This is a genomic window from Dankookia rubra, from assembly GCF_004355005.1.
Classification (GTDB): Bacteria; Pseudomonadota; Alphaproteobacteria; order Acetobacterales; family Acetobacteraceae; genus Paracraurococcus; species Paracraurococcus ruber_A.
In genome coordinates, this window is sequence record NZ_SMSJ01000301.1 from 1 (window position 1) to 909 (window position 909).

The following is a 909-nucleotide window of genomic DNA, read 5'->3' on the forward strand; positions in this document are numbered from 1 at the left end:
GCCGCGGATCTCTTTGCCGGGCACATCTGGATTGCGATGATCTCCATCATCGCACGCCGTCTCGTCGCCCAAGCCCAGGCGCAGCAAGGGGTTTAATCGCGTACAGCTTCTGAGTGCTCTTGAGGGCAAGTACGATCGGCCCAGTTGGGCGGTATGAAGCATGTGGACATGCGCAAGCTGCCGGCGGTCGCGCAAGAGGAACGCCGGCGGCAGGTGATCGGCCTGCGTCAGGCCGGCCAGACTTACGATGCGATCGCCGCGTAGGTGAGGCTGAGCCCGACCGGGGTGTTCAAAATCTGCAAGCGCTACGCCGAGCAGGGCGCGTCCGGCCTTAGGACTGGCCCGCGTGGGCCGGGTTCGAGGCATCGCCTCATGGGCGCCAACTTTAGGCATGAGCATGGCTTCGTGATGCGTCGAATTGGCTGCATCGACGGCGACACTGTTCTCGCAGGTGGTGGGCTAGGACGTCGGCAGCGCCGAGCAGAGCCGCGAGGCTCGACAGCCCGCGGGTGGCGGCGAGCAGTGTACGATGCAACGTCTGCGTAATGCGCCAAAGTGAGGTGGAGCAAGACGCTGTCGCCGGCTGCTGGGGATGGGGCGTTAGGAGCTCTTTGGAGGCATCTTCAATCGTACCCATCCGGCCAAGGCCGCGGTTGTTGCGGGCTGGGGTTTTGGCGACGCTCACCGCTTCTGATCGAGGCTGAGATCCTTGAGGCTTTCGATGCCGCGAGCAGTGAACCCGAGCGTGACGCGGTCGTCGACGTCGCGGATCCAGAGGCAGCCGTCCTCGGGCTCGAACTGCTCGGCGAGCTCGCTCAGCCATTCCTCATCCTCGCCGAGCATCTCGGCAACGCGGGCGATGGTGAATACGTAGCTCGGTGCGGCCATGGTCAGGCCGCCTTGGCGACA

1 protein-coding gene is annotated in these 909 nt (G+C 64.6%); it reads right to left on the minus strand.

All coding sequences use genetic code 11. The features are described 5' to 3' along the window. Positions 1-681 precede the first annotated feature (681 nt). A partial coding sequence (locus E2C06_RS36695; RefSeq protein WP_241671646.1) for a hypothetical protein occupies positions 682-909 on the minus strand: 228 nt, incomplete at its 5' end.